11 protein-coding genes are annotated in these 16,318 nt (G+C 54.5%); 5 read left to right on the forward strand and 6 right to left on the reverse strand.

Translation table 11 applies throughout. The annotated features are described in order from the left end of the window. Nucleotides 1–154: 154 nt before the first annotated feature. The gene (locus E1N14_RS18070; RefSeq protein WP_025008900.1) at nucleotides 155–3,166 is read right to left on the reverse strand and encodes an ImpA family metalloprotease; all 3,012 of its coding nucleotides are present in this window, start codon (nucleotides 3,164–3,166) and stop codon (nucleotides 155–157) included. 247 nt (nucleotides 3,167–3,413) lie between these two features. Between E1N14_RS18070 and E1N14_RS18075 the strand changes: the two genes are divergently transcribed. Together E1N14_RS18075 and E1N14_RS18080 are read left to right on the forward strand one after the other, a co-directional pair. After that, nucleotides 3,414–5,012, forward strand: coding sequence for a TerC family protein (locus E1N14_RS18075; protein WP_025008899.1), 1,599 nt, complete (start codon nucleotides 3,414–3,416; stop codon nucleotides 5,010–5,012). A 370-nt stretch (nucleotides 5,013–5,382) separates the two neighbouring features. Beyond that, nucleotides 5,383–7,362, forward strand: a complete 1,980-nt coding sequence (locus E1N14_RS18080) for a GGDEF domain-containing protein (RefSeq protein ID WP_025008898.1) — start codon at nucleotides 5,383–5,385, stop codon at nucleotides 7,360–7,362. 2 nt (nucleotides 7,363–7,364) lie between these two features. On the opposite strand, the gene E1N14_RS18085 is transcribed toward E1N14_RS18080, so the two are convergent. Further along, nucleotides 7,365–8,093, reverse strand: coding sequence for a DUF3581 domain-containing protein (locus E1N14_RS18085; protein WP_025008897.1), 729 nt, complete (start codon nucleotides 8,091–8,093; stop codon nucleotides 7,365–7,367). A 401-nt stretch (nucleotides 8,094–8,494) separates the two neighbouring features. Between E1N14_RS18085 and E1N14_RS18090 the strand changes: the two genes are divergently transcribed. Genes E1N14_RS18090 through E1N14_RS18100 form a run of 3 tightly spaced genes read left to right on the forward strand, consistent with a single transcriptional unit; the run spans nucleotide 8,495 to nucleotide 11,061 of the window. Continuing rightward, entirely contained in the window at nucleotides 8,495–9,715 is a 1,221-nt protein-coding gene (locus tag E1N14_RS18090) for a porin (RefSeq protein WP_025008896.1), read from the forward strand. A 42-nt stretch (nucleotides 9,716–9,757) separates the two neighbouring features. Then, nucleotides 9,758–10,315 (forward strand): FMN-binding protein, encoded by a 558-nt coding sequence (locus tag E1N14_RS18095; protein ID WP_025008895.1) that lies wholly within the window; start codon nucleotides 9,758–9,760, stop codon nucleotides 10,313–10,315. Beyond that, the gene (locus tag E1N14_RS18100; protein ID WP_025008894.1) at nucleotides 10,312–11,061 is read left to right on the forward strand and encodes a PepSY-associated TM helix domain-containing protein; all 750 of its coding nucleotides are present in this window, start codon (nucleotides 10,312–10,314) and stop codon (nucleotides 11,059–11,061) included. The genes E1N14_RS18095 and E1N14_RS18100 overlap by 4 nt, the downstream gene beginning before the upstream one ends. Before the next feature lie 2 nt (nucleotides 11,062–11,063). On the opposite strand, the gene E1N14_RS18105 is transcribed toward E1N14_RS18100, so the two are convergent. The 4 genes from E1N14_RS18105 to E1N14_RS18120 form a co-directional block, all read right to left on the reverse strand. Continuing rightward, complete coding sequence (locus E1N14_RS18105) at nucleotides 11,064–12,896, reverse strand: ABC transporter transmembrane domain-containing protein (RefSeq protein WP_051546729.1); 1,833 nt, start codon at nucleotides 12,894–12,896, stop codon at nucleotides 11,064–11,066. A 32-nt stretch (nucleotides 12,897–12,928) separates the two neighbouring features. Further along, nucleotides 12,929–13,462, reverse strand: a complete 534-nt coding sequence (gene hutZ, locus E1N14_RS18110) for a heme utilization protein HutZ (protein ID WP_025008892.1) — start codon at nucleotides 13,460–13,462, stop codon at nucleotides 12,929–12,931. After that, entirely contained in the window at nucleotides 13,459–13,950 is a 492-nt protein-coding gene (gene hutX, locus E1N14_RS18115) for a heme utilization cystosolic carrier protein HutX (RefSeq protein WP_240647900.1), read from the reverse strand. Before hutX ends, hutZ begins: the two co-directional genes overlap by 4 nt. Nucleotides 13,951–14,018: 68 nt before the next feature. After that, nucleotides 14,019–16,070: a TonB-dependent hemoglobin/transferrin/lactoferrin family receptor gene (locus tag E1N14_RS18120; protein WP_025008890.1), complete on the reverse strand. Its 2,052-nt coding sequence runs from the start codon at nucleotides 16,068–16,070 to the stop codon at nucleotides 14,019–14,021. Between the last annotated feature and the right edge of the window lie 248 nt (nucleotides 16,071–16,318).

Genomic DNA, 16,318 nt, shown 5'->3' on the forward strand with positions numbered 1-16,318 from the left:
CATCCTTGAGTATCGAGCAAATGACCAGAGTGCACTATGCCTGATTTTTAGTGTGCTTCAAAGTGCTTGAGGGAAAAAGCCGCGGCTGAATCACGCCTCGATTGCAATGCTGTCGGCAATAGGGAAAGAGCGCCGAAGCGCCCTTTCCTCTCAGTTACCAGTTGGCATCCAGAGTGAGCTTGGGCACCGCCAGCTCAGCGCATTGGCTCGAAAGGTGATAGAACACGGCTTCAGCGGCCGGGTAACCATAGGCAGCTACCTGGTTGGCGGCCTGGGCCTGATAGCGCACACCCCAGAGATCAAACCAGGGACGCATATCCAGTTGCAGCAACTTCGACAGGCTGAGCAACATGAAGTCGTTGCCATCCAGGTTCGGGGCATCGATATAACTGCTCATGCCCAATGCATCCCTCATCTCGCCCCAGCGAGCGGCGTCGGCAATCGCATGGTTGAACAGACGCTCATGCAGATAGAGCAAGGTGAAAATCTGCCAGCCGTTGTCCAAACCTGCATGCTCTTCGGCCAATGCCGCCAGCTGCAGATAGAAATCCAGTCTGGGCCCGGCGTTGTCATAGGTGCCGGTCTGACTCCAGAGCTTGTCGTAGACAGAGGTCACAGGATCGCTGCTGTTTTGCGCCTGTTTCAGCCACTCGAAGGTGGTTTGAGGTGACTGGCGATCGCAGCTGGCGATCCGCTCACCACTATCTTTAAAGCGTTGCCAGCCCTTGTACAGAGGGAAAATATTATTGGAGACTTCACCGGAGCGGCCACCATAGATTTTCAGCCGGTTACGCTGCAGATTGTGGCCTATCTCGTGACTCTCGCCCCAGCCGAAGGGGCTCAATACCCAGGCTTGATCATAGGGGTTACCCGAGCAGCCGCCACCGCAGTGTGCCGCCTCATCGACATTGATGTGCTGCACCTTGGGTTTGGCATGGATCTGTTCATTTTGGCAATCCCACCCCAGCAGGGCGCAGCGGGCAGCCACGCTGGGTGCCAGCGCCAGCCCTTCGCCACTGAAGCCAGCCAGATCATAGGTCCCCTTGATCATATAGCGCCAAACATCATTCAGGGCCTGCTCCACATCGCCACGGTAAGGCTCAGCATAGATGAACTGTTTCATCATATGCTTGCGGGAGTTAATTTCGACAAAGTCGGTACGCAGCCCGGCCCAGCTCAGCGGGCTGGTTTCAAGCGCCGTCAAATAGCCACTCGCTTGGTTGAAATCCTTGAGGTAGGGATAGGCCAGTACATTTTGTGCTTCAACACTCACCACGCCCTCACCGGCCGGCAGTTGCAGCATCAAAGTCCCGCCATAAGGGCTGCTCAGGGTCAGAGGTTGCCCGGGTTTCAGGGTCAACTCGACCGAGCGCAAAAATTTGGGGCGCTGGTATCCCTGGTTATTGAATTCCCGGGTTGAGCCGGTTCTCTGGGTATTGATAAAGGCCTTGACCGTCAGCGGCAGTGTGTCTTTACGCTCGAGACGCACGCTCTGGCCGGGCAACAAGTAAAAACCGCTGCCGCGATAACCACTCTCTTTGCCCAGTGCCATTTCCAGGCTGACGTTTTCAAGAGTTAGCGTTTGCGGCAAAGGATCGCTGAAATTGCCCAAATCCGGCTGCGCTGGATTATTCCCCCTTAAATACAGCGCCAAGTGGTCGGCCAGGTAGGCCGCCAGAAAACGCCCTTGCGGCGTGGTGTCCTTATCCATGGGATAAGCTATGTCGGCACGGTAAAGATCGCCCAGCAACACAAAGAGTTTCAGCAGCCTGCGCCCCTCGTTGCCGAACAACACCTGACCACGACTATCCAGTTGATTGAGTGAGTTTTTAAGCGCTCTGGCACCGGCAAGGAACTCAGATTCAAAGCCGTTGACCTTGTCACAGCTCACTTTACCCACATAGGTTTCACAGCCGGACCAGTCAAAGTTGAAGTCATCATCAATAAAGTGCTGTGTCAGGCGCTGCTCACCGCCAAGCAGTGGGAAAGCGGCCGCCATGGCCGTGGCCGAAGACCAATCGGCAGCGGCGCTGGCCCAGAAGTTACCGCCATAGGGCAAACTGACCCCCATGGTTCCGGCAATGGCGTCGGCCACCGCATTGGTCGCTTCATACCAGTTGTGCTGATAATAGAGTGCCTTGCCCGATGCCAGCGCCCGGGAATAGACGCCGGCTATCTGCCCGGCATCGATATCGGCCGCGCGCCAGCCACTGATTAACAACTGGGCATCGGCGATACAGGCTTCCAAAGTAGCGACCTGATTACAACTTTTGATGGTCCAATTGGGAAACCGCCCTTGCAACCAACTGCGACTGGCACTCTCCTGACCACCAAGAAAGCTCAAGGACACGGTCAATGGTTGCTGCAGTTCTGCCGCTTGCGCTCTGTTCAGCAACCAAGCCAGCAGATTGTCATTGGCTGGCTCCATGGCGGTGAGTTCACCGGCATGGAAACGGGCAAACAGATGGGTACCAAAGGCCGCAAAGCGCCCGGTATGCTGCTCGCCGGCGACGGCCAAGACCTGACCCGTGTTGGCACGCAGCAGAGGTGTGGCCATTTCCGGCTCGATGATATTGAACAATTGAGTTCGGTTGCCTGGTGCATAGGCCAGCGCCGTATCGGCAAATACCCCTTGCCGCAGGGCTTGCTCATTCGAGCGCAGCTGCGTTATCTGTACGGCAATCGCCTCAAGCAGAGTATCCGGGTCCAGCCCGCTTGCATCACCGCTTGCCAGCGCCCGCTCCAGAGGGCTTTGACTGTCCACACCAAAAACTGCCAACTTGAGGTTGACGCTGCCACCACGGCCATCACTAACCTGCAATAGCCCTTGATCGCTGCCCTTGGCATCTTTATCTGCTTTGTAGCTCAGCATATCGCCATCGAGACTGAACTGCCCCAGCTTGCCCTGCTCGGCAATGCTGGCCTGCAAGGGATCGCCATCGGGATCTGACACATAACCTTGCCAGTTGACCGCAATACTCTGCAGCGAGCTGTCATAAGCCAGCTGAATATCGTCACCCTTGGGCGCTTGATTGACGCCGGCAGGCGGCTGCAGATTATCGTCGCTTGACCCGGCGCCACTTTCATCATCACCACCGCCGCAAGCGCCAAGCAGTAAACTACCCAGTAATATCGAGTGCAGCAACAGGGGCTTTTTTCTTGCCATCACAGATGTTTCCCATTTGTTATTTTGGGTTAATTCTAAAGTCTGATACGGAAAGATAAAACCTTTATAATCAAGTTTTTAAATAATACACAATACGTAAATTTTATGACTCCAAGGCAGTTTTTTGACACTCGTTCAAGCACTGCTGCGCCAGCAAAGGATTAACCATAATTAATTCAGCATTCCGCCCAATTTGTGCTGCAATAGACCCAAGTTAAACCCACTTTGAGGCCCTTGGTTCACCACTATGGAACTTTTGCTCGACCCACACATATGGATCGGACTCTTTACTCTTATCATCCTCGAGATAGTTCTCGGCATAGACAACCTGGTATTCATTGCCATTCTGGTTAAAAAACTCCCTCAACATCAAAGAGACAAAGCCCGGGTCATAGGCCTGTCGCTGGCCCTGTTGATGCGCCTTGGTCTGTTGGCCGTGGTGTCCTGGCTGGTCACCCTCAACCAACCTCTGTTCAGCCTTGCAGACTTCAGTTTTTCCGGACGGGATCTGATCCTGATATCCGGTGGTCTATTCCTGCTGTTCAAGGCCACCAGTGAACTGCATGAACGGCTGGAGTCCAAAGAGCCGGAAATAGGCCAGAAAGTCGCCTACGCAAGTTTTGGCATAGTCGTGACCCAAATACTGGTGCTGGATGCGGTATTCTCCATCGACTCCATTATTACCGCGGTCGGCATGGTGGATGAACTCTGGGTGATGATGACAGCCGTAGTGGTGGCCATGACAGTGATGTTACTGGCCTCCAAACCGCTGACCCGCTTTGTCAACGCCCATCCAACCGTGGTGGTGCTCTGTCTCAGTTTCCTGCTGATGATAGGTTTCAGCCTGGTAGCCGAAGGCTTTGGTTTCCATATTCCCAAAGGTTATCTATATGCCGCCATAGGTTTCTCCATCATGATCGAGTTCTTCAACCAGTTGGGGCAACGCAGGTTCGAACAACGTGAGGCCCGTAAACCCTTGAGGGAAAGGACGGCCAACGCCATCTTCAAGCTGATGGGCGGCAAGAAACAGTTTGAGGAAATTGAAGAAGATGAAGAGGTGCCCGAAACTGAGCGCGCCTTGAGCAAGTGCTTTGCCGAAGATGAACGCAACATGGTCGGCGAGGTGCTGACTCTGGCCGAGCGCAGCATCAAGAGCATTATGACGCCGCGGGCCGAAATAAGCTGGATTAACCTCAGCCACAGCCCCGAGCAGATAAAACAGCAACTGCATGGCGACAGTTTCAGCCAGTATCCCCTGTGTGACGGCGACATAGACAAGGTCGTGGCACTGGTCAGTGCCAAGGAGTTGCTGGCAGCCATAGAACAACAACGGCCGCTGCAGAGTCTGCGCCCTGGCCACAAGCCGGTAATAGTGCCGAAAAGCATCAGCGTATTCCGTTTGTTGGAAGAGCTGAAACGCGCCAAGGCCGATATGGCACTGGTCACGGACGAATTCGGTGCCCTATTGGGACTGGTCACCGGCCACGACATTCTCGAAGCCATAGTCGGCGAACTGCCTCAGGAAGACGAGGCCGAAGAGATCCGCATCGATGGCGATGGTTGGTGCGCTCGCGGCAGCATAAATCTGCATCAGTTGGAGAAGCTACTGGGCTGCGACGAACTCGAGAGCCATAATCACGAGTACGTCACCCTGGCGGGCATGCTGCTGGCACGCTTTGGCCGGATCCCGGAAGCAGGTAGCGTACTGACTCTGATGCCCTGGCGCTTTGAGGTAACGGCGATGAATCAGCACCAGATAGCCGAAGTCAGAATAAGCCGTCTTGATCAGCAAACTGACAACAGCCCAGCCAGCGACGGCCCCTATCAAACGCTGGCAGAAAACTGATCAACAAGCGCCGATAGCCGCCAGCATTGCTTGGCTATCGGCGCAGCTTTTGCTTTACCCGGATTTCATTTCAACCATCATCCTACTGAAGTTTCAGCTTCTTTCTCTTGATTAATATCTTTCTTTACTCACTTCTTTTTCGAAGCACTTTCAGGGCAACTCACGGTGAACTCCTCACCCTGGATTTTAACCAGGGTTAGCTTCAGGCTCGGTCATGATGTAGCTTTTTTAACCACTCCACCTCTATCAGACAATTCCCAAATCCGGGTAGTTAGTAGCGAATAATTAGACAAACCCCGGCAGCGAACGCGATAATCTCTCCAAAATATGACTTTTATCAGACATTTTCGGTTCAAAGAGCACTAAGAGTATGAAGAAACGCTTCTGCCACCCCTTGATCGCAATCTTTATGGTTCTGGTGAGCCCGACCTTGTTGGCGGCCAATGCAGAGCAATTCTCCCGTTTGCTTAAGGGGGCCGAAAGCCTACTCTATTCCCTGCCGCAACGGGCACAGGCGCAGCTGTACGAGATGGAAGGCGATCAGCTCAAGGACCTGCCCAAGCCCTTAGTGACCCGTTTTTATCTGACCAAGGCGACAGTGTCTCTGCTGCTACATGAGGTCCCCGCCGCCGAGCAAGCCGCCAAAGAGGGCCTTAAACTGGCGGATGCCGGAACCAGCGAACATACCCTGCTGGAGCTGAGGCTGGTACAGGTAATGCTGCAAACCGGCAAGGTCAAACAGGCCATCAGCGAACTGCAAAAAATAATAGATCGCAACCAGAACTCTGCCGATAAAGCGGTTCAGGCCGAAGCCCTGCTACTGAAGAGCAAAGCATTTGAGCAGCAAGGCAAGCTGGATGCATCCTACGCCAGCCTGATGCTGTCATTGGACGCTGCCGATCAGAGCCAGGACAAGGAGTTGCTTGAGCGGATCTCCTTTGGCATGGGCCATCTCCTGGTGCGCCTCAACGGCTTTGAGCGCTCGGAAAAACTGCTCAAGAAGGCGTTTAATTTCTTCAAGGACAGAAGGATGTCCTACAACCAGATGCTGGTGCAATTGGATCTGGCTCAGTTGGCGGAGCGTCAAGGCAAGGCTGAAGTCGCCATTGACAGGTATCAAGCGGCACTGGAGCTGGCCAGAGTGCTGGGTTACGGCCTGTATCGCTTTCGCATCAATGTGGAATTGGCGCTGAAGTACCGGGAGCTGGAAGATGTGTCATCCATGTCCAGGCACCTGCAACTGGCCGACAAGCTGCAATATCGTGAGACTTCAACCCTCTACACCAGTCGCTTTCAACTGCTCAAGGCCCAGGACTTGCTCAATAAGCATCAGTATGCCGAGATGGCTGTCTATGTCGACCCTCTGCTTATCGGCTTTGCCAAGGAAAAAACCTTGTTGCGCTCTCAGATAGAGCTGTTAAAGGTCAGCGCCGAAGGCTTTGCCGGGTTAGGCAATTTCAAGCGCGCCTACGAGGTGCTGGAGCAGTATCAGCAGCGCTTCGCCGCATACAGCTCCAAAGAGTTGGTCAGTAACCTGGATCGCCAACAGTTGCTGTTTAACTTAGAGCGCCTCGAGTTTGAGAACCAGGATCTCAACTGGAACAACGTACTGCAAAAGCTGGAGCTGGAAACCAACCGCACTACCCTGAATCAGCTCAATATCATCAGCAGCATAATCCTGTTGCTGCTGTTGCTGGCCACCGCCGTCATTCTCTGGCTCAATCGCTCACGCTTGAAGTGGGGCCTGCTGGCCAAGACTGACAGCCTCACCGGCCTCTATAACCGTCGCTATCTGGCCGGCTGGTTGCTGTACCATCAAGCTACAGAGGAGCAAAACCAGGAAGCGCAACCCAAGTGGCGCATGTGGCTTGACCGGCTGAAAGAAGTGTTACTGCCGACCAAGGCCCAGAGCAGCCATGGCCCGTTGGCACTGATTACTCTCGACATTGACCATTTTAAAAAGGTCAATGACACCCATGGTCACAATAACGGCGACAGAGTGCTGACCGAACTGGCCAAGGTCATGAAAACCTCGCTGCGGGAAGATGATCTGCTGGCTCGGGTTGGCGGTGAAGAGTTTATGTTATTGCTGCCCAATACCGGCTTGAATGACGCTGTGGCTGTCGCCGAAACCCTGAGGCAGAGTGTGGCCGAACACATATTCACCCTGGAAAGTGGTGAGCCGCTTAGGCTCACCGTCAGTCAGGGGGTGGCTTTGGATGCCGACGGCAGCCAGAGCTTCAGCCAACTCACTGATACTGCAGATAAACTCCTGTATCAGGCTAAGCAGCTGGGGCGTAACCGGGTCGAAAGCAGGCTGGCGCCGGGCTCAGAAGCCGCCGCAGTTTGAATTCAGGCGTTTGTCTGTGAGCCGCCATTCCAGCTGCCATCGCGGCGCGCCTGATACTCGCTGACCATAGCCTCGACAGCCGCCTCATCGAAGGGGCGCAAGCCGCTGAGTACCAAGGTCTTGCGCCCGGTGCCCACCTGCTTGTCATCGCTGATAAGTGCGAAATCCAGCGTCACATCACCGCGCTTGCCATCGACTTTGAGACTGCTGTTAACCAGTTCCAGTTTAACCTGCTCAAATTCCAGGGTGTCCAGCTCAAAGCCCATGCTTTCATAGATAACCAATGGCCGCGCCGGATTGATGGTTACCTGATGCTCTAGCATCAAAGGCACCAAAACATGGATAAAGTTGAGGCCGGAAAAGGCCACATAACTGCGGATAAAGGACTCCAACTGCCGTTCACATTGGCGCATTTCACCATCGCGATGGACATTCAGGTAGCGTTTGCCGCGCTCATCTTCTATCGCCAGCTCGGCCCCCTGGTCACTGGGAAAATGCAGACATACGCCGTCTCCTACCATGCCTTCAAACTTGAATAGCATCCGGCGGCTGAGGCCATAATCGTTCAACACCAGGGCAAAAAGGAGATCGCCGGGAACACAAAAACGTTTGGCATCCTCATCATGGATGGGATTGAAATCCCCTGCTACACCCTTGGCAAAATCACTGGCCTGTTTGCGGCCTATGGTTATTTGGTTATTTTCTCTTTTAAAATAATCAACTAGAAACATCTTGTTCGAACACTCACAAAGCCAAGGCTAACCGGAATAAAAAGGCCGATCAGTTTAACCGCCTTTTGACAAATAACTCACCCGATCTGTTGCCCCAGGTCTCCGACCAAGGTTGAAAGTTCAAAAATTCAGCAATCGCACTTCAGCGGATTTATCCGGGAATGACGTCAGGCTCTCCCCTTGCGACTAAAACATAGTCTTAATACTTTAATAAAAAGATCAAAAACTTACATTGTAAGCATCCGTTTTCAGACAAAACCATAACAATAACAAGCAAGTTTACAGATGCTGACATTTGTTAATTTTTATCACATTAATAAATGCAAATCGTTTGCATTTATTAAATCAATTGCTAGAATTCGCCCGATTTCAACAATAGTAACATCACAACGGGAAGCAAGATGATCAAGAAAACTCTCATTGCCAGTGCGCTACTGACAGCCCTGTGCGGCCCGCAGGCATTCGCCTCGGACGAGACTCAGGAGCTGCGCAAAATCATCGAACAGCAGCAAAAGGTCCTCAAGGACCTGGAGCGCCGTCTGGCAGAAACCGAAAAGCGTCAGCAACAAACTGCCGAGCGGGTCGAGCAAACTGCTGAGCGGGTTGAACAGACCGCCGAGGTGGTAGATTCCACCCCGCAAAAAACCGCAACCACTATCGGCGGCTATGGTGAACTGCACTACAACAACATAGACAACAAGCTGGGCGAGGATAAGAAAGAGTTCGACTTCCACCGTTTCGTGCTCTTCTTCGGCCATGAGTTTACCGAAAACACCCGTTTCTTCTCCGAATTGGAAGTGGAGCACTCCATCTCAGGCGATGGTCAAAATGGCGAAGTCGAGCTGGAGCAGGCCTACATAGAGCACGACTTCAACCAAGCCCTGACTGCCAAGGCGGGTCTGTTCCTGATGCCGGTTGGCATCATCAATGAAACCCACGAGCCACCGGCATTTTATGGTGTCGAGCGCAACCCGGTTGAGAAAGACATACTCCCGGCTACCTGGTGGGAAGCGGGTCTGGCAATGAATATCCAGGCAGCTCCCGGACTGGCCTTCGATGCGGCCGTGACCTCGGGCCTGAATGTACCTACCACAGGAAAAAATGCCTATAAGCCAAGAAGCGGTCGCCAAAAGGTTTCCGAGGCCAAGGCTGACGATCTGGCCTATACCGGCCGGGTGAAATACACAGCCGTTCCCGGTCTGGAGCTGGCCGCCACGGTGCAGTACCAATCGGATCTGACTCAAGGCGAAGCCACTGTAGACACAGCCTCGGCTCTGATGTGGTCGGCGCACGCCATCTACCACATAGAAAACTTCAGCATCAGAGCCCTCTATGCCGAGTGGGACATAGATGGATTTGAAGCCGAAGCCCTGGGCCGCGACAAGCAAAATGGCTGGTATATAGAGCCGTCCTACCGCTTTAACGAGCAGTTCGGCATCTTCGCCCGCTACAACGAATGGGACAACAATGCCGGTGACAATCAAGACACCAAAGAAACCCAAACCAATGTGGGTATCAACTACTGGTTGCACGAGAATGTGGTGTTCAAGGCCGACTACGAAAAACGTGGCGGGAAGTCTGACTCAGATGGTTTCAATCTGGGTGTAGGTTATCAGTTCTGATGATCTTTGGGTGCCCTCTGGGGCGCCCTCATTGAGGCACTTATGAAGACCCTTATTGCACTACTCTCACTTTTTTTGCTGCCATTCACTCAAACCCAGGCGGCGCAAAGCGTTTATCAAAGCCCGGCGGACTTTGTCACCCAGGCCTTGGGAGACCAAAGTAAAGGTCAAGCAAAAGCCCGAGTCTTTTGGTTCAACGCCGAGCAACGCCAGGTCATAGAAGAGATACTGGCCCACGATTTTCGGCCGCTGCGTACCCGCTATTGGCAGCAGGGAGACGACACAGCCTGGATCCTGGAGGAAATTGGCAAAGAAGCGCCAATCACTGTGGGCATTCAGGTGCGCCATGGACAGATTTATCGCACCAAGGTGCTTATCTACCGCGAGAGCCGCGGCGATGAGGTCAGGCACGACTTCTTTACCGACCAATTTAAATCGGCGACACTCACAAAAGATAAACAGCTGGACAAACATATAGATGGCATTACCGGAGCGACACTTTCCGTCAGGGCCCTGACCAAACTGGCCCGCATCGCCCTCTATCTTGACCGGCAACTCAGCCTGCAACACGGTCAGCAACAACACAGCGAGCCCAGATGACACGTAAACATCCGGACTTTCGAGTCCGTCTCCTGCGTACCCTGCGCCCTTGGCACAGACGTATTGGCATCATCAGCAGTGTGCTTGTGTTGCTGCTGACACTGAGCGGCCTGGCCTTGAATCACAGCCGTGAGCTGAACCTATCCCAAGGCGTGCACTGGCAATGGCTGCAAGACTATTACGGCATTGGCGCCCCGGAAGATGTCAAAGTCTGGCAAGCCCAGCCGCTGGCGGGCAGCAGTGAGGGTCAGGCCTGGATAGGCGGCACGCCGCTAGCCGAGCAAACAGATGAAATACTGGCCATAGCTCCCTTTGAAGACAAGTGGCTACTGCTGACCCGAAACAGTTTGACGATTTTGAGCCAGGATCTTGCTGTGCTGGAAACCCAAACCGAGCTGACAGGTTTGCCGCCGCAGATAAACGCCATGGCGGTCGAGCCCGGCAGTGTCTGGCTGAAAACGTCCCGGGGCCAGTATCGCAGCGACAGCGAACTGCTGGATTGGCAAGCGACCACCAGTCTGGTAGCCCTCCCCTGGATAAAACCACTCGAAGGGGCAAAGATACAAACGCAGCAGTTGCTCGGAGATATTCGCGCCAGTCGCCTGTCCTGGCACAGGGTTCTTCAGGATCTGCACAGCGGCCGAATCTTCGGCGCTGCCGGCAGTTATCTGATGGATCTGGCGGCGATCGCCTTATTATTACTGGCCGTGACTGGACTGATTATATATTTAAAACAGAAGCGCTAAGATCAAGCCAGCGATGATGCCTGCCCGGGCTCGTTTGAGCTCCCGACCAAACTATCGGGCGCGAGCAACTGCAGACTGGCAAACTCACGGTACAGCGGGCTGGTTTGCATCAACTCGCTGTGGCTGCCACTGGCCAATAATCGCCCCCGCTCCAGCACCAGAATACGGTCGGCATTGAGCACTGTCGCCAACCTGTGGGCTATGATGAGCGTGGTTCGTCCCGCCATCAACTCATCCAAAGCCTGCTTGACCTTGACTTCACTGACCGCATCCAGGGCACTGGTGGCTTCATCGAGCAGCAGTAAAGGCCTGCGGGCCAAGATGGCGCGGGCAATGGCAATTCGCTGCTTTTGACCGCCGGAAAGGCGCACGCCACGCTCACCCAAATAGGTATCATACCCCTGGGCAAACTCACTGATAAATTCATGAGCTCTGGCGCCCTTGCAGGCGGCAACCACCTCTTCCAGGCTGGCCTCAGGGCGGCCATAACGCACATTTTCCAACACACTGGTGGCAAAGATCACCGACTCCTGGGGCACCAGGGCAAACTGTGCCCTCAGGCTCGCCAATGATACAGAAGCGATATCGACGCCGTCGAGCAGAATGCGGCCGCAACTCGGCTGATAGAAACGCTGCAGTAGCTGAAACAACGTACTCTTGCCGGCGCCGCTGGGCCCAACCAGAGCCACCCGTTCACCGGGTTGAATATGGATATTGAGATCCTCAAGCACTGCTGCGCCCTCATCATAGGCAAAACTCAGCTGCTCTATTCTGAGTTCTCCCTTGAGCGGACTGGGCAGCGCCAGCGGCTTGGCCGGCTCGGCAATATTTGCCTTGGACTCGGCCAGCTCCATCAAGCGTTCGCCGGCACCGGCAGCCCGCTGAATATCCCCTATCACTTCGCTTATGGTGGCCACGGCGCCAGCCACCATCATGGCGTAAAACATGAATGCCGACAGCTCACCGGCGCTGACCACACCGGCCATTACGTCTCTGGCCCCCACCCAGGTCACAGCCACTATGGCACCGATAGTCAGCAACATGACAGAGGAGATCAGTGCCGAGCGATAGCGGATGCGGCCACTGGCAGCACGCATCACCGCCGCCAGGTAGCCGTCAAAATTGTCGCGATCGCGAGCCTCGTGACCATAGGATTGTACCGTGTGGATCTCATGCAAGGTTTCATCCACATAGGCACCGAGATCGGCGACACTGTCCTGACTGGTGCGCGCAAGCTTGCGTACCCGCCGCCCGAGCAAACCTACAGGCACCAACACCAGCGGTACGGCCAGCAGCACTAAGGCCGTGAGCTTGATGCTGGTAAAAGCCATCATCACCAAGCCACCTATAGTGGTCACTGAAGATCTCAGTGCCATCGACAGGCTAGAACCGATAACTGTCTGCAACAGAGTGCTGTCGGCGGTAAAACGGGAGATGATTTCCCCGGTGCGCAAGCGGGCGAAAAACACCGGGCTTTGTTCCAGTAACCTGTGATACACCAAGCGGCGAATATCGTTGCTGACTTTCTCACCGAGCCAGGTCATCAGATAAAAGCGGCAGAACACGGCCACGGCACTGACCAGGGTGATCCCCAGAATAAACAACACAATTTCGTTGAGGCGGCCCGAGTTGTCGGCCATAAAGCCCTCATCCACTATCAAGCGAACCCCTTGCCCCAGGGCCAGCCAGGCCAGAGACCCCAGCAGCAGAAACAGCAGCGCCAGGGCGACCCGCAAACGATAAGGCTTAAGAAAGCTCAGGATCCAGGGCAGGATCCGAGCCGAAGAGGTTTGAGGAGCAGACAAGAGAAAATCCAGACAGTGACTATTAATCAGGATTGTGGCGCCAAAGCGCCGATGAGTCCAGCTCAGGCAGGCACGGCCTTGGGCGTTCCATGGTGACCATCACGCATCCAGTTGACATCCAACAACTCGGCACCGCTGAGACTGAACGCCTGGCCAAAGCCTTTGACATAGAGACCGCGCTCGGGCACCAGCTTAAACAGGTTGAAATCGGTCAATGCCGCCAGGTTATCTATCATCTCACCGAAGCGTCCGGACAGCACCTGTACCCCTTTGGCAAAGCCCTGGCTGTCTCTTGCTATCAGTTCGGCGGCGGCATCAAAGGTCAGGCGGCGGCGGGCAAACACGCTGCGCGCCTCGGCTTCGTCTTCCACCAGCATCACAGATACCCGCGGTGACTGTTTGAGGTTAATACCGTGACGCGCCAGATCGCTTACCAGAATATAGAAGCCATCATCGGCCAGCGCGAACGGCGCATAACTGGCGTTGGGGATCCCGTTGGCATCCTGGGTCGCCAACTGCAAGGTGGTACGCCCCTGTTTGAAGTCTTCGATTTCCGGCAGCAGTTTTTCCTGCAGGCGTTGGTTTTCACTGGTCATATTTCCCCCTTTTTGGCAGCCACTTCACCACGGTGACGCCAGTCGGCAAACAGTGCCAACTGTGGCGGCAGCAGCTTGCGTTGTTGATCCCGGCCCAGATAGACCTTAAAAACGATGGCGCCATCAGGGCCAAAGAAGTTAATCGAATGGCTTTCAGTGCCCCGAAATGGACGACTTATCAAGGCGATGGCACTGAAATTCTCCAATTTCAGATGCCCATGCAAGCCATCTCCCTTGCTGTAGAGGTTAAAGTAGCCATGAGCCGTCTTTCCTTTGGGGAAGTCGCCTTTGAATTCAAATATCTGCCCGGCAACTGTGACTATGGTGGTCAACTTGCCCCACTCAGGCAGTGCCTGCAGCAGGGCTTCCAGCCATTCCAGCGGCAAGAATTGCTGCTGCTCGGCCGGTAATGCCTGCACCACCTCAAGCTCAGAAATCCCCAGATTGGCGGCGGCATCGGCCGGCAACCACTCGGGGTGTTCCAGCATGGCGGCGGCTATCTGCAGGCGGCCAGCGGCCGCCCTTGATGTATCGCTTATCTGCATCTGTTGCTCCATCAGAAACGGTAACGGGCCGAGAGCTTGAAGTTGCGCCCTTGATCCATCAGGGTTTGCCAGGCTTGGATGTATTCTTCATCGCCAATGTTTTCAATGGCAAAGTCGACCCGCAGCCCTTCGAAGGTCCCCATGGCTGGCTCCCAGGCCAGATACACATCCCATAGGGTGTAGTCCTGGTAGCGGTTAACCGGGTTATCTTCGGGCACCCTGTCTTGACTGGCGTTATAGCTAACCCGGGTTCCCAGCTTCATATCACCCGCCATGATCCCCTGCGACAAGTCGAGCACCAACTTGTTGGCCGGAATATTGGCCAGATAGCCCCCATCATGTCTGTCTTTGCCTTCAGTCTGGCCGTAGCTGAGCGATAAGCGGGTCTGGTTGATGCGATACTTTCCTGTCAGCTCGAAGCCGGTCAGTCTGGCCTTGTCGACGTTATCCCAGCGGGTGTTCTGCTCGAGCCCGGGGATGCCGTGCAGTGGATTGGTCACCCGCTGCTCGATAAAGTCGTCGACATCGTTTCTGAATACACTCAGGCTCAGCGCCAGTTCATCGTTGCCCGCCAGCTCGGCAAAGCGCATATCGGCCTTCAGTTCCTTGTTCTTGGCCTTTTCAGCCTTGAGGTTTTCATTGACCTCAAAGGTATTGCACAGGCCGTTGGGCAAGAAATTGGGGATGGGAGGAATACAGTAGTGAGTGCCACTGGAGTACATCTCCTCCACTGATGGCGCGCGGAAGGCTTCATCGTAACGGGCGCTGAGTGTCAGCCATGGCGCTGTCTTCCACACCAGTGCCAACGAGGGAGACAAGGCATCGTCATCACTGGAATGGCCCAGGTTATTGCTTTCGTTTTCAAAGCTGTCGTAACGCAGCGCCGGATCCAATGACCAGTTTTCCCCCAGAGCGATATTGGCGGCCACGAAAGCACCCCACACCCGAGACTCACCATCTATGTTGCCGGGACGCTGACCGCTCTGGCCGCTGTCATCACGGAAGGTTTCTATCTGGTCGCGGTAGCCGTCCAGACCATAGGTTAATTTGAGCCCCTGCCATTGACTGCGATTGGCGATACTGAACCCCAGGGTTTCATATTCTGTGGTGTCGAACTGGCCCTTGGTCAGGCGATTCTCATCATAATCTGTCTTATTCCAGTAGAACTTGGCATCCAGATCCAGCAGAGCGTTGCTACTTGGTGCCAGGCTGTAGTCCAGGGTCAGGTTGGAATCTTTACTGTCGCGGCGCACCAGAGGCACACTGTTGCTGACATCTGTGGCCGGGTTGCTGGGCACGGCTTCGGAGATCTCATTGATCCTGCCGGAAAGTTGCAGCCTTTGCGCCTCATCCAACTGCCAACCGAACTTGGCCAAGCCACTGCGGCTGCGGCTGGCACTGTTTTCCAGGGTATTGTCATTACCTGCCTTGATGTTGTCACCATCGCTGTAGCTGCCGTTCAACAACCAGTCGATACTGCCCTTGGCGCCATAAATGGCACCACTGCTCTTGCTGCGCTGGCCATTGGTTTCATAGCCCTGCTTTAGATAGCCACCAAAGCTCTGGCCTTCGTCGAGCATCTCCCTGGCCGACTTGGTGTTTTGTGATACCACACCGCCTATGGCGCCACTGCCCCAAAGGCTGGAAGCCGGGCCGCGTACCACCTCAACAGAACTGAGCAGCTCAGGGTCCATAAAGAAGGTACCTCTGTGGCCGGCGCTGGTGTTTTGCCTGGCGCCATCTATGGTCTGCAATACCCTCTGGCCACTGAGACCACGAATTTCCACCTGCTGGGCAGACGCCCTGGGGCCATTGGCGATATTGATGTTGGCTTCAGTCTTGAGCACTTCGGCCACCGAGTCGCCCTGCTTCTCGGCCAACTGCTCTTCGCCGACAACCGCAGCACTGCGGCTGGACTCAGAGACTTTCTCCTGAATGCGGGTAGCACTTACCAGCACCTCATCAAATTCTGCTGTTTTCACCTGCTCGGCAACAGCGGCCAGACTCAGGAAGGGGGTTCCCAATGCCAGAGTAATAGCCATAACCAGCGGCTTTCTATTCATCATCTTGATCCTCAAACAGATTATCAGGCTGTATCTCCAGCCTTTCTCATGGAAGTGGTGTTTCTGAAAAACAAGTTGAGACAGAGGGCCGCAGGCCCGGGATAACACCACTTAAGCTGGCACTCTAGCTTAGCTTTAGAAAAGGATCAAATAATAATTATTATCATTTGCGATCTTATTTCCACTCGTATATCTTAACCCAAAGGAAGGGTAAGTTCCGGGAGTGGTGCCGTCTGTAGCAGCAGAAT

The sequence above is a fragment of the Shewanella algae genome, assembly GCF_009183365.2.
GTDB lineage: Bacteria > Pseudomonadota > Gammaproteobacteria > Enterobacterales > Shewanellaceae > Shewanella > Shewanella algae.

Coding starts and splice junctions, on each gene's coding strand:
- E1N14_RS18070 (WP_025008900.1), bottom strand. CDS start 3,166: ATGGCAAGAAAAAAGCCCCTGTTGCTGCACTCGATATTACTGGGTAGT.
- E1N14_RS18075 (WP_025008899.1), top strand. CDS start 3,414: ATGGAACTTTTGCTCGACCCACACATATGGATCGGACTCTTTACTCTT.
- E1N14_RS18080 (WP_025008898.1), top strand. CDS start 5,383: ATGAAGAAACGCTTCTGCCACCCCTTGATCGCAATCTTTATGGTTCTG.
- E1N14_RS18085 (WP_025008897.1), bottom strand. CDS start 8,093: ATGTTTCTAGTTGATTATTTTAAAAGAGAAAATAACCAAATAACCATA.
- E1N14_RS18090 (WP_025008896.1), top strand. CDS start 8,495: ATGATCAAGAAAACTCTCATTGCCAGTGCGCTACTGACAGCCCTGTGC.
- E1N14_RS18095 (WP_025008895.1), top strand. CDS start 9,758: ATGAAGACCCTTATTGCACTACTCTCACTTTTTTTGCTGCCATTCACT.
- E1N14_RS18100 (WP_025008894.1), top strand. CDS start 10,312: ATGACACGTAAACATCCGGACTTTCGAGTCCGTCTCCTGCGTACCCTG.
- hutZ (WP_025008892.1), bottom strand. CDS start 13,462: ATGACCAGTGAAAACCAACGCCTGCAGGAAAAACTGCTGCCGGAAATC.
- hutX (WP_240647900.1), bottom strand. CDS start 13,950: ATGCTGGAACACCCCGAGTGGTTGCCGGCCGATGCCGCCGCCAATCTG.
- E1N14_RS18120 (WP_025008890.1), bottom strand. CDS start 16,070: ATGAATAGAAAGCCGCTGGTTATGGCTATTACTCTGGCATTGGGAACC.